An 18,903-nucleotide genomic window follows, 5' to 3' on the forward strand; every position below is an offset into this window, starting at 1 on the left:
CTATGATTTCAACGGCCGAGAATGATAAAAGTGTAGGTCTTCTTAATCAATCTGTCGACTATGCCGGCCGCTGCTTTTTGCACAATTGGTATATTTATACTTGTGTATAACGGTGAGAGCTACTGCTTGGGAAGGCGAGGAAAATTATAACTAATTAGATATTTTCGTGATTTGCGTGTGTTTTGTGGGCAACATGCTTGGGTTAATCATCGTCTTCCAGCAATTCGACGCCGATTCTGCTTCGATGCACGCAGTCGGCGTAGATATCGTCTGCATTCGACAAGCCGCGAGCTTCCAAATAACACTGGCGCGAAACAGTCAAATAGTCTTCTAAATCGATCTTAGGCGTTTTGTGTCCGGCAAAACGCATGCAGTTTGTAAAGGTGCCGGCATCGTAAAATATGGGGATTTCGACCTCGGTCATACCGCCCCCGGCCGGCACTTTTATGCGCTCCTTGCGCATCGAAGTTTTGAAGCAATTCGAGGCATCTATGAAGTAACCTCGATTGTTTTCTAGGGGTTCGGTTTGGGTGAATATACCAGAGCAACTTTGTAAAATAATCATCGCTATCGGCAAGGCGGCTTTTTTAAAACTGAGCATCATTATTAATTGGGGTAAAAGGGGCGACAGGTTATTATCGAGCCGAAATATGACAATTAAATGAATCGGCAATTTAGTTGGATCGAAACGATTTATGACTGACCATTCGAAGAGTTTCGTTGAGTTCTCGATTATCAAGGCAATCAATATTCAATAAATAAACCTAAAAAGAGCAGTTGACATGTGTTGTAGACCGTTCGTGCTGAGCCAAGTCGAAGCCTGAAGGGTCTACAACACTATCACCGTAAGTATTCAGTCCCCCTCTTTGAAAAAGAGGGGCTAGGGGAGATTTTTTAAATAAATCCCCCTCAATCCCCCTTTTTCAAAGGGGGAGGCCAACAATTGCGACTGAATGGCGGTAATTTGCCAACGGGGTCTGAATACTTACCTATCACCGGCTTGGTGAAGCCTCAAACTACCGATCACCCTTCGACAGGGCTCTCCTGAGCGCAGCCGAAGGGCTCAGGGCGAACGATAGTTTGAGACTCTCAACTGCTCTTTTCAGGATAAAAGCTTATTTTATCGTTCGGTAATGTATGGTCTGTTGTTATTAAAGGGTTTTTTAAAATTTAACGGGGCGGGGTATGAGTGAAGATATTCGAATGGGTCCGGTACGTTTGATTCAAGGTATTGAAGTCCCGAGTTTCTTTTATGGGACGGCCTGGAAGGAAGAACGGACCGAGGCATTGGTTTTGGCCGCGATCGAAGCCGGCTTCCGGGCCGTCGATACCGCGAATCAGCGGCGGCATTATTACGAAGAGGGCGTCGGACATGCGCTAAGCAAGGTGCTGGGGGAGGGCCGACTTAAACGCGGCGAGCTGTTTCTGCAAAGCAAGTTTACCTATGCGGCGAGTCAAGATCATCGGCTTCCTTACGATCCCGATGCGGATTACGCCACGCAGGTCGAGCAGTCGTTCAGCCGCACGCTAAAGCATTTGGGCACCGATTATCTGGATTCCTACATTTTGCATGGGCCTTCGCTAGGCCAAGGTCTGGCCGAAGCGGATCGCGAAGTATGGCGAGCGATGGAAAGTCTCTGCAAATCCGGTTCGGTTCGATTGATCGGCGTTTCGAATATCAGTGAGGATCAATTAAGGCTCTTGATTGAATTTGCCGAGATTAAGCCGGCATTCGTGCAAAACCGATGTTTTGCGCGGACGCAATGGGATTCCGAGGTTAGAAAGCAATGTCGCGATCATGGCATCGTTTACCAAGGCTTTTCGTTGTTGACGGCGAACGTTTCCGAATTGAACCGCCCTATCATGGATCAGGTTACAAAGCGTCACGGCTGTACCAAGGCACAGGCCGTGTTTCGTTTCGCGTTGCAACTCGGTATGATTCCGTTGACCGGCACGAGCGATCCGGAGCATATGAAACAAGACTTGTCGGTATATGACTTCGCGTTCAATGCAGATGAAATAGCTATGATTGAAAATGTTGCGGCTTGAATCGATGATTCGAGTCATTGTTCAATGATCCTCGTTCCCGCATGCCGGCAGTGGTTATGAGTTTCCGCTTCCGCCTCTACCCATCCTAGGCGAGAGCCATTTGATAGGGGCGGCTCGGCGTCGGGGGTAGCAGGGTAGTAGGATGGGTAGTAGCGAAGCGGAAACCCATCATGGGGAGCGGCAAGCGCTAGGCGATGCAGCTTGCACCGCTACCCGTCTGGGAATGCTGATCTTGTCTCGGTAGCCAAGGTAGGGATTCCCACGGAGGACCGCGCGAAGTATATATAAGTCATAAATTATCCTTATGCAATCTTAGCTAATGAGGCCTCGATACCATTTTATGTCACTTAACATTGTCGGCCTCGAAATCGCGATCAGGGGATCGCTCCCACAGCGCTTGCAATCCTCTGTGGGAGCGACGCCTTCGTCGCGACTATCGAAGCCACCGATACTCGGCAGCCGGGGATTTTATCGAAGCTCCCGATGCCACTTGCCGGACGGGTTTTATAAACCCGTTCGCAACGTTTTATCACCCTAAGATGGGTTTTCGCTTCGCCTCTACCCATCCTACTGCATTTTTTCCTGGTTCTCACGGTCCTCCGTGGGACCCCATACACATTTAGGGATGTTATTTTTACCGTATCTTAAGAGGAATTTGCGATGCCTTATTTAAAACTCAATACCAATACGCCCATCACCGATGAAAAATCTTCGCCATTACTGGCCGAAATGTCGCAACTGATGGCCAAAGAGACCGGTAAGTCGGAGCGCTATGTCATGGTCGAGCTGGCTTCCGGCAAGCCGATGTTGTTCGGCGGCAGCGATAAGCCATTGGCTTATCTCGAATGTAAAAGTATCGGCTTGAGCGGCGCTCAGGCGCGTTCGTTGTCGGCGTCATTAAGCCGCTTGCTGGAAAAGGAATTGTCGATACCGCCCGATCGCGTTTATATCGAATTCAGCAATTGCCCGGCGGAATTATGGGGATGGAACGGTTCAACATTCGGATGAGCGAGTGATAGGTTGCGCGGCGACTGTGCAGATTTGCCCTGCGATTCAGCCTTGGATAATTGTGATCACCTAACGTACATGAAGGTGCTATTATCACTCCGGCAAATGAAGGCTCGACGGCGGAATCTGATTGCCATGGATGGCGTGAATGCCGATTTTGCATGGAGCAAAAATCGGCCCTGCCGCCGACGCGCTTGTCGATCGAGCAACCGCACTCTCTTCGGAGCCGGCATTTTCGTTGCTGAGTTTTTGTATATCGAAAATTAGATAAAGAGTCTAAATCTACGAACTTTCACAGTAAGGAGAAAGGAGGTTTTATGTTATTTAAATTGATTATGGTCTTTGTCGATGAGGACAAGGTTGAAGACGTTATGGACGCGTCGAGAAACGCCGGTGCGACTGGTGCGACGATCATCAGCAAGGCTCGTGGGCAAGGTCTCGAAAAAGTCGTCGGTATTTTGGGTTTCGAAATATTGAGCCCGCGTGCGGTCGTGCTGATACTGGCCGAGGCGAGGCGGGCCGAACGTATTTTGGAGGCGGTTACCGAAGCCGGCAATCTCGATGAAAGTCTCGGCACCGGCATCGCGATTCAGCTCGATGTCGACAAGGCCTTGGGGCTCAGCGAGCATGTCAAAGAACTGGAAAAAAAGAAGCCGTTCGTATGAGCGACTGCCGTTGCTTTGAGTTATTTAACATTTTATTCGAAAACAAGCGCACCAACCGATGATAGAACAAGCCTTTGTGCAGATATTATTGATGCTCGGCACGTCCGTGGCTGCCGTCATCCTGTTTCAGAAACTGCACATTCCTTCAAGTCTCGGCTATCTGATGGTCGGGGTGCTGTTCGGCGCGCATACGCCGGGGCCGGTCATCGACGTTCAACAGATTCGGGAAGTTGCCGAATTCGGTATCGTGTTTTTGCTGTTCACGATCGGTCTGAGTTTTTCGTTGCCACAGATCCATGCCTTGCGCGGTCAAGTTTTGAGTCTCGGCACCGGGCAAGTCGTTTTGACGACAGCGTTGATCGGCACGGGCTGTTGGTTGCTCGGTTTGCCGCCGGCGACCTCGTTCGTGATCGGCGCGGTGTTCGCACAATCGTCGACGACGATCATCAGCAAACAACTCACCGAGCAGGGGGAGGAAAATAGCCGGCACGGCCGATTGGGTGTTGCGATGTCAGTGTTTCAGGACGTGACAGCCGTGCCTTTGATTGTTGTCATTCCGGTGCTCGGCGTGCTTGATGACGATGCCGGCGTGTTGTTCGAATCGCTCGGCTGGGCAATGGCCAAGGCTATTGTCGCATTTTTGCTGGTTTTCATGCTGGGCAGATGGTTGCTTCGCCCGTTGTTTCATAGCGTCGCGGCAAGGCGTTCCACCGAGCTGTTCACGCTGACGGTGCTGTTCGTATCGCTGTTGGCTGCGTGGACGACCAGCCAGCTCGGTTTGTCGATGGCGTTTGGCGCGTTTCTGGTCGGCATGATGCTCGGTGAGACCGAGTTTCGCCATCAGGTTGAATCGACGATCAGGCCGTTTCGCGATGTCTTGATCGGTTTGTTCTTCGTCAGCATCGGCATGCTGTTCGATCCTGCCGCAATTCCTCAGAATTGGCAATGGGCAACGATCGGCACCATCGCGATGCTCGTGTCGAAAACGGTCTTGGTCGCGCTGATCGTGCGCTGGTCGGGTCTCGACGGTCTGACTGCATGGCGTACCGGGTTCTTGCTCGCGGTCGGCGGAGAGTTCGGCTTTGCGTTGCTTGCGATCGCGCTCGACGTCAATGCCATTGCCAATCAATATTCACAGATCGTCTTTACTTCGGTATTGTTTTCAATGATAGTGGCGCCTTTTCTGATTCGCTATAACCATGTTCTGGCCGGCTTGTTGGTACGACGGTCGGTAAGGCGTCAAAATGATCCCGAAACGTTGCCGGTTAGTGCCGATGCGACGCAACATCTACACGATCATGCGATCATTTGCGGCTACGGTCGTATCGGACAGAGTGTCGGTCATTTTCTCGAAGAGGAAAAAATTCCTTATGTCGCGGTCGATCTCGATTCGGCGCGTATCAAAGAGGCTCATGTCGCTGGTGAACCGGTCTATTACGGCGACTCGTCGGAGCGCGACATTCTCGAGGCCTTGGGCATCGATAGCGCCAAATTGCTCGTGATCAGTTACGACGATGTGTTGTTGGCGAAAAAGATTTTGCATCACGTTCGCGCATTGCGTCCGGATTTGCCGGTCATGGTGCGAACGCGCGACGAGGCCCATGTCGATGAATTGCGGCAAGCCGGCGCGACCGAAGTCGTGCCCGAGGTGCTCGAAGCTGGACTGATGATTGCGTCTCATGCGTTGTTGTTGCTAAACGTGCCGTTCAAGCGTGTCGTGCGCAGGATGCAGCAGCAGCGGGCCGGCCGTTACCGGCTGCTGCGCGAATTGTATCGCGGCGAGGATGTGTTTTCGGATAATCCGAATATTCTGACGGAGGACGGGCTGCGCAGCGTTTTGATGTTGCCGGGTAGTCGGGGAATCGGCAAAAAACTTTCCGAGTTTGCTTTCGACGGCGTGACGGTTTCGTCTTTGGTCAGGCAAGGGAGCAGAGAGGAGGATCCGCTCGATGTGTTCATCGTCGAAGGTGATGTCGTCGTGCTGTTCGGAGCGCCCGGCACTTTGGACCGGGCCGAGCGGCTTTTGCTCGGTTGATGGCGCAAGCCTTGTTAGCCGAACGTTTTGCCGCGGCTAATATCTGACAGAAAATTGGACACTCCGATATAATAGCGCGCTTTTAGGCTGAATCTGCCGGAACTTCGCTCGGCTTTCTCATTTTTGATATGCAATTCGATTTACTCAATACGGACGGCCTTGCGCGGCGCGGCCGCCTGACTTTCGCGCGCGGCGTTGTTGAAACGCCCGTTTTTATGCCTGTCGGCACTTATGGTTCAGTCAAGGCGATGACGCCGGAAGAATTGAACGATGTCGGTGCGCAAATCATTCTTGGCAATACCTTTCATTTGATGTTGAGGCCGGGTGTCGAGGTCATGAACGCGCACGGCGATTTGCACGATTTCATGCATTGGGATAAGCCGATTTTGACCGATTCCGGCGGCTTTCAGGTGTTCAGTCTCGGCGCCTTGCGCAAGATCACCGAGCAGGGCGTGACCTTCAAATCGCCGATCAACGGCAGCTCGATTTTCATGGGGCCGGAAGAATCGATGTCTGTGCAACGGCATTTAGGCTCGGATATCGTGATGATTTTCGACGAATGCACGCCTTATCCGGCCTCGGTCGATCAGGCCGCCGATTCGATGCGCCTGTCTTTGCGCTGGGCCGAGCGCAGCAAGAAGGCGCATGGCGAGAATCCTTCGGCCTTGTTCGGTATCGTGCAGGGCGGCATGTATGAACACTTAAGGCGAGAATCGTTGGCGGGTTTGGTCGATATCGGTTTCGACGGTTATGCGATCGGAGGGCTATCGGTCGGCGAGCCGAAAGAGGAAATGCTGGCGATGCTCGATGTCGTGCAGCCGATGATGCCGTCCGATAAACCGCGATATTTGATGGGCGTCGGCACGCCCGAAGATCTGGTCGAGGCGGTCCGGCGCGGCGTCGATATGTTCGATTGCGTGATGCCGACTCGTAACGCGCGCAACGGCCATTTGTTCACGCGGAGCGGCGTCATTAAAATCCGCAATAGTCGTTACCAGTTCGATACCGGGCCGCTCGATGAAAATTGCGGCTGTTATACCTGCCGGCATTATTCGCGTTCTTACCTTAGGCATTTGGATAAGTGCGGCGAAATGCTCGGTTCGCGTCTTAATACGATTCACAATCTTTTTTATTATTTGCAATTGATGCAGGAACTTCGGCAGGCGATCGAAACTCGGAGCTTGGATGATTATGTCAAGCAGTTTTATCAACAACGAGGTAAAAACGTTCCCGATGTGGCATAATGGCGGCCTTTTTGTATAACAACTACTATAAAAGAGGATAACAATGAGTTTCTTAATTTCCGATGCCATGGCGCAAGCCGCGCCGGCGGCTCAGCAACCCGGTTTTGAAGGATTGCTGTTTCCGCTAGGGATTCTGGTGTTTTTCTATTTTTTGTTTCTGCGGCCGCAATCTAAGCGCAGCAAGGAACACAAGCAGATGATCGACTCGTTGACTAAAGGCGTCGAAGTCGTGACGAATGGCGGCATTCTGGGTAAGGTCGCGGATTTAGACGATAATTTTGTCAAGCTTGAAATCAGCGAGAATGTCTTCATTCAGGTTCAACGCCATGCCATTGGCAGTTTAATGCCGAAAGGCACCTATAAAGCGATCGCCAAAAAACCGAAAGTTTGATCGCGGGTTTAAAGTCGGAATAATAAAATGCAAAATCGTTTCCCACTCTGGAAAAATCTATTAATCCTGATCGTCTTTTTGATTGGGTTTATTTATGCCTTACCCAATCTTTTCGGCGACGATCCGTCGGTTCAGGTGTCCTTCTCGAATGTCAGTACGGTCGAGACCGCCCAGGTTCAGCAGATAGAAGAATTGGTCAAGCAAGCCGGAATGACCATTAAAGAAGTTGAAACCGGTAATGGCAATATCTTGATCCGTTTCAACGATACCAACGACCAATTGAAAGCGGCGGATTTACTGAGGGATAGACTGGGAAACGATGCTACGGTCGCGCTTAACTTGGCGCCCGCGACGCCGGGTTGGCTGCGCGCGTTCGGTGCAAGCCCTATGTATCTGGGCCTCGATTTGCGAGGCGGCGTGCATTTTATGCTTGAAGTCGATATGGATGCCGCGGTTAAGCAAGCCGAGGAGCGTTATAATGATGACGTTCGTTCGGCCTTGCGCGATGCCAAAATCCGTTACCAATCGGTGTCGCAAGAAACCGGCTATATCCGCGTTAAGCTTAGAGACGAGGAAGATACCAATGCTGCCGTTGCGGTGCTGGACAAGGATTTTTCGACGCTGAATATCGAACGGCCGAATGTCGAGAACGAGCTTTGGCTAAAAATTACCGAAGCCGAGCAAAAAGAAGTTAAAAAATTCGCTCTGGCGCAAAATATCACGACCTTGCGTAACCGGGTTAACGAATTAGGCGTTGCCGAGCCGGTCATTCAACAGCAAGGTAATAATCGTATCGTCGTGCAATTGCCCGGCATTCAGGACACGACCCGTGCCAAGGATATTCTAGGTACGACCGCGACATTAGAGTATCGCTTGGTCGATGTCGAGCATGACGTACAAAAAGCTTTACAAGGACGGCCGCCGGTCGGTAGCCGTATCTATTATGAGAAAAACGGTAATCCGATTCTATTGGATAGGCGAATTATCGTGACCGGCGATCAGATCGTCGATGCATCGTCCGGATTGGATCAAAATAATTCGCCCTCGGTATTTGTGACCTTGAACGGTATCGGCGCGAAGAAAATGGGTAAGGTGACCAGCGAGAATATCGGCCGGCCGATGGCGGTCGTGTTCGTCGAATATAAAGTAAAAACGCGTGAAGTTAACGGCGAAAAAGTTCGGACCAAGGAAAAGGTTGAAAAAGTGATCAGCGTCGCGACGATTCGCGATGCCTTTAGTAAGCGTTTCCAAACGACCGGTCTCGATAGCACTACGGAAGCCCGTAATTTAGCTTTATTGCTTAGAGCGGGCGCCTTGGCCGCGCCGGTCGATATCGTCGAAGAGCGCACCGTCGGTCCGAGCCTCGGCCAAGATAATATCGACCAAGGCATGCGGTCGGTCATGGTCGGTTTTGTTCTGGTGCTGTTATTCATGGCGGCTTATTACCGCGTGTTCGGTTTGGTCGCAAATCTGGCGTTGGGGTTCAATCTCGTCGTTATCGTAGCAATCTTGTCGATGTTGCAGGCGACGCTGACCATGCCGGGCATTGCCGGGATCGTGCTGACTATCGGTATGGCGGTCGATGCTAACGTATTGATTTTCGAACGCATTCGCGAGGAGATCAAAAACGGTAACACGCCGCAATCGAGTATTTATGCCGGTTACGAAAAGGCTTTCGGGACAATTTTCGACGCCAACATTACAACGCTTTTAGTGGCCTTGGTCTTGTTCGGATTCGGCACGGGGCCGGTCAAAGGTTTCGCGGTGACTTTGTCGATCGGTATTTTGTCGTCGATGTTTACGGCTATTTTAGGCACCCGGATGGTTATTAACTGGATATACGGCAGTCGCCGTGTCGAGAAATTATCCATTTAGGCGCATTTCGGATTAAGAAGACTGATTATGAATATTAAAACGATAGATTTTTTGGGAAAGCGTCAGTGGGCTTATATTTTTTCCTCGTTGCTGCTGCTCGTTTCGATCGGATCGTTAGCGACTCAGGGTTTAAAGATGGGCATCGACTTTACCGGCGGTACGTTGGTTGAAGTTGCTTATCAAAATGCGGCCGACTTGACGGTGATGCGCGCGGCGCTTGCCGATGAGGGGTTCGGAGATGCAATGGTGCAGCATTTCGGTAGCTCCAGGGACGTCTTGATCCGCTTGAAGCCCGATGAGACTGTGTCGAGTGCCGAGCTCAGCGCGCAGGTCGTTGCGGCGATCAATAAAAAAACGGCGGAACCGGCCGAATTGCGCCGTGTCGAATTCGTCGGGCCGCAAGTCGGCGATGAATTGGCCGAAGACGGCGGTTTGGCAATGCTGTATTCGATGTTCGGGGTGTTGATTTATATCGCGTGGCGTTTCGAATACAAATTTGCGTTGGGATCGGTTGCTGCCTTGATTCACGATGTCATCATAACGCTCGGCTTTTTTTCGCTGTTCGGGCTTGAGTTCGACTTGACGGTATTGGCTGCGTTGCTGGCGGTTATCGGTTATTCGCTGAACGATACGATCGTCGTATTCGACCGAATTCGCGACAATTTTAGACTTTTAAGACAGGTTGGTTCCGAGGAGGTCATGAATACTTCTTTAAATGAAACCTTGAGCCGTACCCTGATGACCTCGTTCACGACGATTTTAGTGTTGATCGCATTGGCTGTGCTCGGCGGCGAAATTATTCATAATTTTTCAGTGGCTTTGTTGGTCGGTATTTTGATAGGGACTTATTCTTCCATCTTTGTTGCGAGTCCGATCGTACTGGCATTAGGTATCACGCAAAAAGATTTGATGGTGCCGGTCAAAGAAGGTACCGATGTCGATGATTTGCCTTAAATTAAGTATTTGGTAATCGATCGGGGTAGTTGGGAAATGAATGATTTAGCTTATCATTGTTAGCAGTTAGCAGTTAGCAGTTAGCAGTTAGCAGTTAGCAGTGAATAGTGAATAGTGAATAGTGAATAGGTCCGGCCTTAGAAAAGCTATGTCTCGTTCCCAAGCTCCAGCTTGGGAACGCCTACCTTCAAGCTCTGCTTGACGAAGCTCGTAGGATGCGGTGAGGCGCGAACCGCATCGATCGCGACCTGTGCGGCGCACGTTGTTTAACGCATCCTGCACGCCTTCACAGGCTCTTTGGTTTGGGAAACCTTTTAGTTAAGCTCTTGCTTACCGGTTACGAGAAGCTGGAGCTTCTCGTACTGCATTCCCAAGCTGGAGCTTGGGAACGAGTGAAACAGAGGCTATCGAATATCCGGGAACGGTGCGGTTTGACAAATCTGCGGATATTGAACGGCAGTGGCTTCGAAATCGCGATCATGGGATCGCTCCCACAGAAGCATCCGCCCCCTTGTGGGAGCGACGCCTTCGTCTCGATTTCGAAGTCGGGCGCGCTAAGTGACAATAAATGTTATCGAAGTCGCATTAGCTAAGATGGCAAGATGGTAATGCGCATTTTATGTATAACGATGAACGCTCTGCGTGGGAATGCCTGAGTACCGCTCCAGCGGTACGAAACGCAAGAGCGTCTCGGCCTACGTTCCCACGCTGGAGCGTGGGAACGATAGAAAAGCGATCACACTATCGGATAGGTATTTGGTAGTTTAATTTTTTTAATATAATTTGGAGTTATTTAAGAATGGCAATAGAACGTACTTTTTCAATCATTAAGCCTGATGCAGTTGCGAAAAACGTCATTGGCGAAATTTACAGTCGCTTTGAAAAAAACGGTTTGCAAATCATTGCCGCGAAAATGCTGCACATGACCCGCGAGCAGGCCGAAGGTTTTTATGCCGTTCATAAAGAGCGTCCTTTCTTTAAAGACTTGGTCGATTTTATGATTACGGGTCCTGTTATGATGCAGGTTTTGGAAGGCGAAGATGCGATTGCGAAAAACCGCGATTTAATGGGCGCGACCAATCCTAAAGAAGCGGCGCCCGGAACGATTCGCGCCGATTTCGCCGACAGCATCGACGCTAATGCCGTACACGGTTCCGATGCGACTGAAACCGCTCAGCAAGAAATCGCTTTCTTTTTTACAGAAAATGAACTTTGCCCTCGCACCCGCTAAACTGAACAAGATCAATCTACTCGATTTCGACAGAAAAGGGCTCGAAGCCTTTTTCGTCGAAATCGGCGAAAAGCCTTTTCGCGCGACGCAATTGCTCAAATGGATTTACCAGGAAGGCGTCGAGGATTTTTCTCAAATGAGCAATCTGAGTAAGGCCTTGCGCACGCAGTTAGCCGAACAATGCTCGCTCGATACGCCTGAAATCGTGCTCGAACAACTCGCTTCGGACGGCACGCGTAAATGGGTCTTGGAGACTTCTTGCGGAAACCGTATCGAAACGGTATTTATACCGGAAGAAGGGCGGGGTACCTTGTGCGTATCTTCGCAAATCGGTTGCGCATTGGCGTGTACTTTTTGTTCGACCGCTCAGCAAGGGTTTAACCGAAATCTGACGACGGCCGAGATTATCGGTCAGTTGTTCGCCGCGCAAAAGCGTTTGGGTTCGGCACAAAAAATCACCAACGTCGTGATGATGGGCATGGGCGAGCCCTTGCTTAATTTCGACAATGTCGTAGCGGCAATGAATCTGATGATGGACGATTTCGCCTATGGTTTGTCGAAGCGGCGCGTGACGATCAGTACGTCCGGCATCGTGCCGGCGATGTACCGTTTGACCGAAGTTTGCGATGTTAGTCTAGCGGTGTCATTGCACGCTGTGACCGACGAACTGCGCGACGAGTTGGTGCCGATCAATAAGAAATACCCGTTAAAGGAATTGCTGGCGGCTTGCCGCGATAATGTTAAAAGTTCCCCGCGTCGTAGGATTACTTTCGAATATGTGATGCTCGAAGGCATTAATGATTCGGTGCAGGATGCTAAAGCAATGATCAGGCTATTGAAAACCGTACCGTCGAAAATTAATTTGATTCCTTTCAATCCTTTTCCGAATTCGTCCTATCGTTGTTCGAGCAGCGATGCAATCGATCGTTTTCGCGCTGTTTTGCATAATGCCGGCATGGTCACGACGATTAGAAAGACGCGCGGCGATGATATCGACGCCGCCTGCGGGCAGTTGGTCGGCAAAGTTCAGGATAAAAGCCGCCGACACTTAAAATTACAGTTGGCAGGATCTGAACGTGCCGCATAGGATGGCTCTATTTTGCCGCTTGGTTTCGGTAGTCAGTGTGTTGCTTGCAATGCCTGCATGTTCTTTGTTCGATTCTCGCGGTGACAAAGTGGAAGCCGCCGATACCCAATTACAATTGGGGGTCCGCTATATGAGCATGGATAAACTGGCCATTGCTAAGCAGCATTTGGAGCGATCTGTCGATTTAAATTCAAAAAATGTCGAGGCACATAATGCCTTGGCATTTTTGTATGAAAAGCTTAATGATGAGGAGTCGGCCCGGGAAAGCTATGAGTACGCCTTGAAATTGGATGCCGAGGATTTGAGCGTATTGAATAATTTCGGGCGTTTTCTTTGCGAACGAGGCGAATACCAGGAAGGCATGGCTTATCTGGAAAAGGCGGTGCGCAGTCCTTTGAATAATCGCCAGTGGCTTGCGGCAACGAATGCAGGGCGTTGCGCATTGACGCAAAAGAAGTCGACGATGGCCGAAGCCTACCTGAGGCAGGCATTACAGCGGCAACCCAATTATGCGCCGGCGCTTCAAGCGATGCAAAAGCTCAGTTATCAAAATGGCGATTATTGGGCGGCGAAGGGGTTTTATGAGCGTTATAGTAATGTTTCCCGGCAATCAGCTGAAGCGCTGTGGTATGCCTACCAAACCGAACGGGCGCTCGGCAATCAAGAGATCGCCGAGCGATACAAAAGTCAATTGATGGAATCATTTCCGTTGGCGGAAGAGACTCAGCGGATTTATTCAACGCAAGAAAAATTAAAACATGGCAAATAATATTCAGGCAATCCGTGGAATGCATGACATTCTGCCGGATCAATCGCCGCTTTGGCAGTATGCCGAACGGATAATTTCGGAAGTGCTAGGATCCTACGGGTACAGCGAAATAAGGTTGCCGATCGTCGAAAAAACCGAATTATTCAAGCGCTCGATCGGCGAGGTGACCGATATTGTCGAAAAAGAAATGTATACCTTCGACGACCGTAACGGCGATTCGTTGACGCTACGCCCCGAAGGCACGGCAGGTTGTTTGAGAGCCTCGCTCGAGCATGGCTTATTGCATAATCAAATGCATCGGTTATGGTATTACGGGCCGATGTTTCGGCATGAACGTCCGCAGAAAGGCCGTTACCGCCAGTTTTACCAATTGGGCGTCGAAGCTTATGGTATGCCGGGGCCCGATATCGATGCGGAATTGATTTTGCTGAGCCATCGATTTTGGCAGCGCTTAGGAATTGCCGATAAAGTCGAATTGCAGCTTAATACGCTCGGTACAATCGAAGAAAGGTTGGTATACCGCGAGAAGTTGGTCGATTATTTCAGCGAGCATCTTGAATTACTCGACGAAGATAGTCGCCGGCGTTTGCACACGAATCCACTACGGATTCTTGACACTAAGAATGAAGGGATGCGCGAGTTGATCGCTAATGCGCCCGAATTGACCGACTTTTTGGGCAGCGATAGTCAAGCGCATTTCAAGTCGTTAACCGAGACTTTGAAGACATTGGGTATAGAATTTGTCCTGAATACTCGTTTGGTGCGAGGCCTCGATTATTACAGTAAGACTGTTTTCGAATGGGTGACGGCCGAATTAGGCGCGCAAGGCACGATCTGTGCGGGCGGTCGTTATGACGGTTTAATCGAGCAATTGGGCGGAAAAGCCAATCATGCGGTCGGCTTTGCGATGGGTATGGAGCGTATTTTGGCTTTGATGGAAACTTTGCCGAATTTGCCGATCAAACCGGTAGTCGACGTTTATATGATTCGAGTCGGCGAACAAGCAGAGCGAATTAGCATGGAATGGGCCGAGACTATTCGCAATGAGTTGCCCGGATTAAGACTGCAAATTAATTGCGGCGGCGGCAGTTTTAAAAGTCAATTCAAGAAAGCCGATAAAAGCGGCGCCGAATATGCTTTGATCATCGGTGACGATGAAGCGGTGCGTGGAGAAGTGGGTATTAAAGCGCTGCGTCAGAATCAAGAACAGCAAAATCTGCCGCTGCAGCAAGCTTTGGAATTTTTAAAAAGTCGTTTTTGAATTGCTGGTAAGGCAGGAATCGGATAAGACAAAGTTTACGGATTGCGTCTCATTAAATAGAACGCTGATTGTGCTTAGGATTTGGTCATAAATTAAGCACCTCAAATGGTTCCCAACCTCTGTATCACTGCCATTAAGTTAAGGTAAGCCCGTCATTCCGCCATGGACTGGCGGAATCCAGTGCCATGGATGGCAAGCTTTTGAGGCACATTAGAGCCTGAATGCAAGCATTACTTATCTCTGTGACGGCTTAACTTAATGGCAGTGATCCTCTGCATGGGAACCCCGTGCGGGACGGGTTATTTAACCCGTCCCCAAAGTTTCGAATTGTTTTAGCCACAGTCGAAACGTTCAGGACGGGGTTGTAAGCCCCGTCCCGCATAAGAGCGCTGATCGTTCAAGTCAGTAATGTCCGTGTTCAATTAAAATAGTCAACGAACAAAACCAATTCAAAAAATCTGAGCAATCACTAATTTTTAGCAAAAGCACGATAGAGTATTTATGGCAATTTACGAAACAGAAGAAGAACAGGTCGAAGCCCTTAAACGTTGGTGGAAAGAAAATGGACGCTCTACGATTACCGGCGTGATTGTCGGTGTTGTGATTATCGTCGGCTGGAATATTTGGCAGGATTATAAGCAAAGCCAGGCTTTGCAAGCATCGGCTTTGTATGCGCAATTACTGAACGCGCAAACTGAAGGTAATTTGGAATCTGCCGAAAAAATCGCCGAACGGATACAGGACCAATTCGGTGGTACTGCTTACAGCGATTACGCTGGGCTATTCAATGCAAAAAACAAAGTGCAGCAGGGTGATTTAGCCGCTGCAAAACAAAGTCTCGAAGCAGTTGCAAAAAAGGGCAGCGACGAAATTGCTCAAGTTGCAAGGCTCGGCTTGATTCGTATTTTGCTGGCAAAGGGCGAGTATGAACAGGGTTTACAAATGATTGCCGAAGCAAAATACAGTGACGGGTTCTCCGGTGCTTATGACGAGCTGAAAGGCGATTTGTATGTTGCGCTTGAGCGGTTGGGAGAGGCGCGGACGGCTTATCAAGCCGCATTGCGTAGCGGGCATAAATCGCCGTTGTTGCAATTTAAGCTGGATGACATAACTGAAGCTGAAATCATTGTTAAGCAATAAATGAGACTTTTACTTGTTGCTCTGTTTGGCTTGAGCGTGGCGGGGTGTACGGCCCTGGAATCGTTAAGCGGGATTACCGATTATTTTTTAGGCGGTGAGGACAACACCGACCCGCCGAGCGAACTGACCCAGTATGAGCCTGAAATTGAATTAGAGTATCTATGGAAAGAGTCGGTCGGTTCGGGATCCGGCGAGAAGTTTTTAAAGTTGATTCCAGCGGTACATGAGGGAAAAATTATTGCCGCCGATACTAAAGGACTTGTATTGGCGTTGGATTTGAAAACCGGCGACGAGATTTGGGAAGCCGATACCGAGGCTAAATTTGCCGGAGGGCCGGGCGTTTCCGATTCGACCGTCGTGCTCGGTACCAACGACGGCAATGTTGTGGCGCTGAACATGGCCAATGGTTCGGTACGCTGGACCGTTCCGGTTTCGAGCGAAGTGATTTCGGTTCCGGTAATTTCCCAAGGCGTTATTGTCGTCAGAACGACCGACGGTAGAGTGATGGCGTTGAATGAAACCGATGGCGCCACGCTTTGGGAATACGAGCTTAGCGTCCCTGCGTTAAGTATCCGCGGCACCGGCGCGCCAATCGTGCTCAATGAAAATGTTATCTGCGGGTTTGCGAATGGAAAATTATTGTCGTTGAGGCTAACCGACGGTAAGCATATTTGGGAAACCAGTATTGCAATTCCGGGCGGGCGAACTGAAATTGAAAGACTGGTCGATTTAGTTGTCGACCCGGTCGCAACCGATGGCGTGATTTTTATTGCCAGTTATCGTGGTGGAACGAGTGCGGTGCTGGAGCAAAATGGCGATGTTATTTGGCGTAATGCCGATGTTTCGTCTTATACCGGTATGAGTCATGATTGGCGTTATCTTTATGTTAGCGATGTCAGCAGCGATGTATGGCAACTCGATCAGCGTAACGGCGCTTCATTATGGAAGCAAAGCGATTTACATCAACGAAAGCTAACGGCGCCGGTAGCCTACGATAATTATGTCGTGGTCGGCGATTTCGAAGGTTATCTGCATTGGTTGTCTAAAAGCGACGGCAGGCAGGTGGGGCGCATTCGGATTACCGATGCGGCGATCGACGCGCAGCCGGTCGTCGTTGACGACGTGCTGTATGTCTATGCAAAAAACGGCGTTCTTGCCGCATTAAAGGCACGGTTATTATAAATATGTTACCTGTGATTGCCCTAGTCGGGCGCCCCAATGTCGGTAAATCGACATTGTTCAATTATTTAACACGAAGCCGCGAGGCTTTAGTTGCCGATTATCCAGGGTTGACTCGCGACCGGCAATACGGTCGAGTCAAACGAGGTCAGCGCGATTGTCTGGTCGTCGATACCGGCGGGATTGCCGATGACGCGGACGGTATCGACAGCTTTGCCAAAAAGCAAGTGCAAGTCGCGCTCGAAGAGGCCGACGTGGTTTTTTTTATCGTCGATGCCCGCGAAGGACTCAATGCCTCCGATCAAAGCATTGCCGAAAATCTTAGAAGACTCGATAAGCCGGTCGTCTTAGTCGTCAATAAAATCGACGGCGTCGATGCGAATGCGGCTGTCGCCGATTTTTATGCGCTGGCGCTCGGCGAGCCTTATAAGGTCGCCGCGACACACGGGCGCGGCGTTTTCGAGTTATTGGCGCATGTCGATGAATTGCTGCCTATGACCGAGGCGGACGAGACCGAGGTCGATGCCGGAATCGGCATTGCAATCGTCGGACGGCCTAATGTCGGTAAATCGACGCTGGTTAATAGGTTATTGGGGGAAGAGAGGGTCGTCGTTTTCGATGAGCCGGGTACGACTCGCGATAGCATCTATATTCCGTTTGAGCGTAACGGTCAAAAATTTACGCTGATCGATACGGCCGGGATGCGGCGGCGGTCTAAAATTGCACTGACCGTTGAAAAGTTCAGTGTCATTAAATCATTGCAAGCGATCGAAAAAGCCAATGTGGTCATTTATTTGATCGATGCCGCCGAAGGCGTGACCGATCAGGATGCGCATTTGTTGGGGCTAGTCTTGGAAGCAGGGCGGGCATTGATTATCGGCTTGAATAAATGGGACGGGTTGGGCGTCGATCAAAAGGATCTGATCAAACGGCAACTGGATATTAAGCTGTCTTTCGTCGATTTTGCGCAAAAGCATCCGATTTCCGCTTTGCACGGAAGTGGAGTCGGTAAATTGTTCGATGTCGTGCATGAATTATATGATGCGGCGATGATCGATATGTCGACTCCGGTGCTGACCAACTTATTGAAGGATGCGGTGACCACACACCAACCGCCGCTGGTTAATGGACGGCGCATTAAGCTGAAATATGCGCATCAAGGAGGCAGAAACCCTCCGGTCGTGGTGATACACGGTACGCAAACCGATGCTTTACCGGGATCGTATAAACGGTTTTTGATGAATTATTTCCGTGATCGTTTGGGGCTCAAAGGGACGCCGATTCGTCTCGAATTCAAATCGCCGGTCAATCCGTTCGCCGGAATCAAAAATAAGTTGACCGATCGTCAAGTCAAGAAAAAGCAAAGACTGGTCAAGCATGCGAAAAAAAAATAGCTCTCTCATCATAATGCTGTTTACAACCTATGTTTTACTCCCTTTTGATCGAAAAACCGTCTAAGAATAAAAGGTATGGGATGTGTCTTTCGAGGAACGCCGTTAACCCATCCATGGAGGCTTGACGGTAGCACTCGAACGCCATCCTCGCTATACCCTTTGCTGGTCAAATTTCGGCGCCGGGATGTCCGTCAAAGGACGCCGTGAATACGTCCCTGTAGGCTCTGTGACAGCATCCCTGCTGTCAAAGCCTTGGCGTTCGAGCTGCCGCCAAGCCCCTATGGATGGGTTTACGGCGTTCCTCGACAGGCATACCCCACACCCTAAAATCGGCGAAACTGCTCAAACTGGGAATTGCTGGCATGCACCGATTGCGATCCTATTGACCTGAAGATGCTTTCATCCTCTCGGAGAATTAATATTGCTTGTAACTATTCAGTCTCCCGGCAATTATCGTTCCCACTCTCTGCTTCACTGCCATTAAGTTAAGAACTTTTCCGTTCATCCTGAGCCCTTCGGCTGCGCTCAGGAGAGCCTTGTCAAAGGGTGTAATGTTAACCCATGCCAAAAAAAATCAATCATTGCTGGTTTTTTTGACGTAATAAATGTACAAAGTGGCCT

At 50.1% G+C, this 18,903-nt stretch carries 17 protein-coding genes; 16 read left to right on the forward strand and 1 reads right to left on the reverse strand.

Translation table 11 applies throughout. The features are described 5' to 3' along the window. Positions 1 to 202 precede the first annotated feature (202 nt). Positions 203 to 601, reverse strand: a complete 399-nt coding sequence (locus tag METBU_RS24670; RefSeq protein ID WP_144053592.1) for a hypothetical protein — start codon at positions 599 to 601, stop codon at positions 203 to 205. Between the two features lie 584 nt (positions 602 to 1,185). Here METBU_RS24670 and METBU_RS0118120 point away from each other — a divergent pair. The 16 genes from METBU_RS0118120 (at position 1,186) to der (ending at position 18,282) form a co-directional block, all read left to right on the forward strand. Then, positions 1,186 to 2,049 (forward strand): aldo/keto reductase family protein, encoded by an 864-nt coding sequence (locus METBU_RS0118120; RefSeq protein ID WP_138767232.1) that lies wholly within the window; start codon positions 1,186 to 1,188, stop codon positions 2,047 to 2,049. 660 nt (positions 2,050 to 2,709) lie between these two features. Next, positions 2,710 to 3,057 (forward strand): phenylpyruvate tautomerase MIF-related protein, encoded by a 348-nt coding sequence (locus METBU_RS0118125; protein ID WP_017841969.1) that lies wholly within the window; start codon positions 2,710 to 2,712, stop codon positions 3,055 to 3,057. A 148-nt stretch (positions 3,058 to 3,205) separates the two neighbouring features. Beyond that, the gene (locus METBU_RS29050) at positions 3,206 to 3,328 is read left to right on the forward strand and encodes a hypothetical protein (RefSeq protein ID WP_017841970.1); all 123 of its coding nucleotides are present in this window, start codon (positions 3,206 to 3,208) and stop codon (positions 3,326 to 3,328) included. 46 nt (positions 3,329 to 3,374) lie between these two features. Next, positions 3,375 to 3,722, forward strand: coding sequence for a P-II family nitrogen regulator (locus METBU_RS0118135; RefSeq protein ID WP_014146999.1), 348 nt, complete (start codon positions 3,375 to 3,377; stop codon positions 3,720 to 3,722). A 58-nt stretch (positions 3,723 to 3,780) separates the two neighbouring features. Beyond that, positions 3,781 to 5,757, forward strand: a complete 1,977-nt coding sequence (locus METBU_RS0118140; RefSeq protein ID WP_017841971.1) for a monovalent cation:proton antiporter family protein — start codon at positions 3,781 to 3,783, stop codon at positions 5,755 to 5,757. A gap of 128 nt (positions 5,758 to 5,885) precedes the next feature. After that, a complete protein-coding gene (gene tgt / locus METBU_RS0118150) occupies positions 5,886 to 7,001 on the forward strand; it encodes a tRNA guanosine(34) transglycosylase Tgt (protein ID WP_017841973.1) in 1,116 nt (371 codons plus the stop codon). 43 nt (positions 7,002 to 7,044) lie between these two features. Next, on the forward strand, positions 7,045 to 7,392 hold the full coding sequence (gene yajC / locus METBU_RS0118155) for a preprotein translocase subunit YajC (RefSeq protein ID WP_017841974.1): 348 nt from the start codon (positions 7,045 to 7,047) through the stop codon (positions 7,390 to 7,392). A gap of 27 nt (positions 7,393 to 7,419) precedes the next feature. Next, a complete protein-coding gene (gene secD / locus METBU_RS0118160) occupies positions 7,420 to 9,267 on the forward strand; it encodes a protein translocase subunit SecD (protein ID WP_017841975.1) in 1,848 nt (615 codons plus the stop codon). Between the two features lie 27 nt (positions 9,268 to 9,294). Further along, a complete protein-coding gene (secF, locus tag METBU_RS0118165) occupies positions 9,295 to 10,221 on the forward strand; it encodes a protein translocase subunit SecF (protein WP_017841976.1) in 927 nt (308 codons plus the stop codon). A 799-nt stretch (positions 10,222 to 11,020) separates the two neighbouring features. Then, positions 11,021 to 11,452, forward strand: coding sequence for a nucleoside-diphosphate kinase (ndk, locus tag METBU_RS0118170; protein ID WP_017841977.1), 432 nt, complete (start codon positions 11,021 to 11,023; stop codon positions 11,450 to 11,452). Further along, entirely contained in the window at positions 11,427 to 12,539 is a 1,113-nt protein-coding gene (gene rlmN, locus METBU_RS0118175; RefSeq protein WP_017841978.1) for a dual-specificity RNA methyltransferase RlmN, read from the forward strand. The genes ndk and rlmN overlap by 26 nt, the downstream gene beginning before the upstream one ends. Beyond that, on the forward strand, positions 12,529 to 13,308 hold the full coding sequence (gene pilW / locus METBU_RS0118180; RefSeq protein WP_235726426.1) for a type IV pilus biogenesis/stability protein PilW: 780 nt from the start codon (positions 12,529 to 12,531) through the stop codon (positions 13,306 to 13,308). Before rlmN ends, pilW begins: the two co-directional genes overlap by 11 nt. Continuing rightward, complete coding sequence (hisS, locus tag METBU_RS0118185) at positions 13,298 to 14,569, forward strand: histidine--tRNA ligase (protein WP_026130313.1); 1,272 nt, start codon at positions 13,298 to 13,300, stop codon at positions 14,567 to 14,569. The genes pilW and hisS overlap by 11 nt, the downstream gene beginning before the upstream one ends. Before the next feature lie 501 nt (positions 14,570 to 15,070). Beyond that, on the forward strand, positions 15,071 to 15,709 hold the full coding sequence (locus METBU_RS0118190; RefSeq protein WP_017841981.1) for a tetratricopeptide repeat protein: 639 nt from the start codon (positions 15,071 to 15,073) through the stop codon (positions 15,707 to 15,709). Further along, a complete protein-coding gene (gene bamB, locus METBU_RS0118195) occupies positions 15,710 to 16,891 on the forward strand; it encodes an outer membrane protein assembly factor BamB (RefSeq protein ID WP_017841982.1) in 1,182 nt (393 codons plus the stop codon). 2 nt (positions 16,892 to 16,893) lie between these two features. Continuing rightward, a complete protein-coding gene (der, locus tag METBU_RS0118200; RefSeq protein ID WP_017841983.1) occupies positions 16,894 to 18,282 on the forward strand; it encodes a ribosome biogenesis GTPase Der in 1,389 nt (462 codons plus the stop codon). Positions 18,283 to 18,903 lie beyond the last annotated feature (621 nt).

The organism is Methylotuvimicrobium buryatense 5G (genome assembly GCF_000341735.1).
Classification (GTDB): domain Bacteria; phylum Pseudomonadota; class Gammaproteobacteria; order Methylococcales; family Methylomonadaceae; genus Methylotuvimicrobium; species Methylotuvimicrobium buryatense.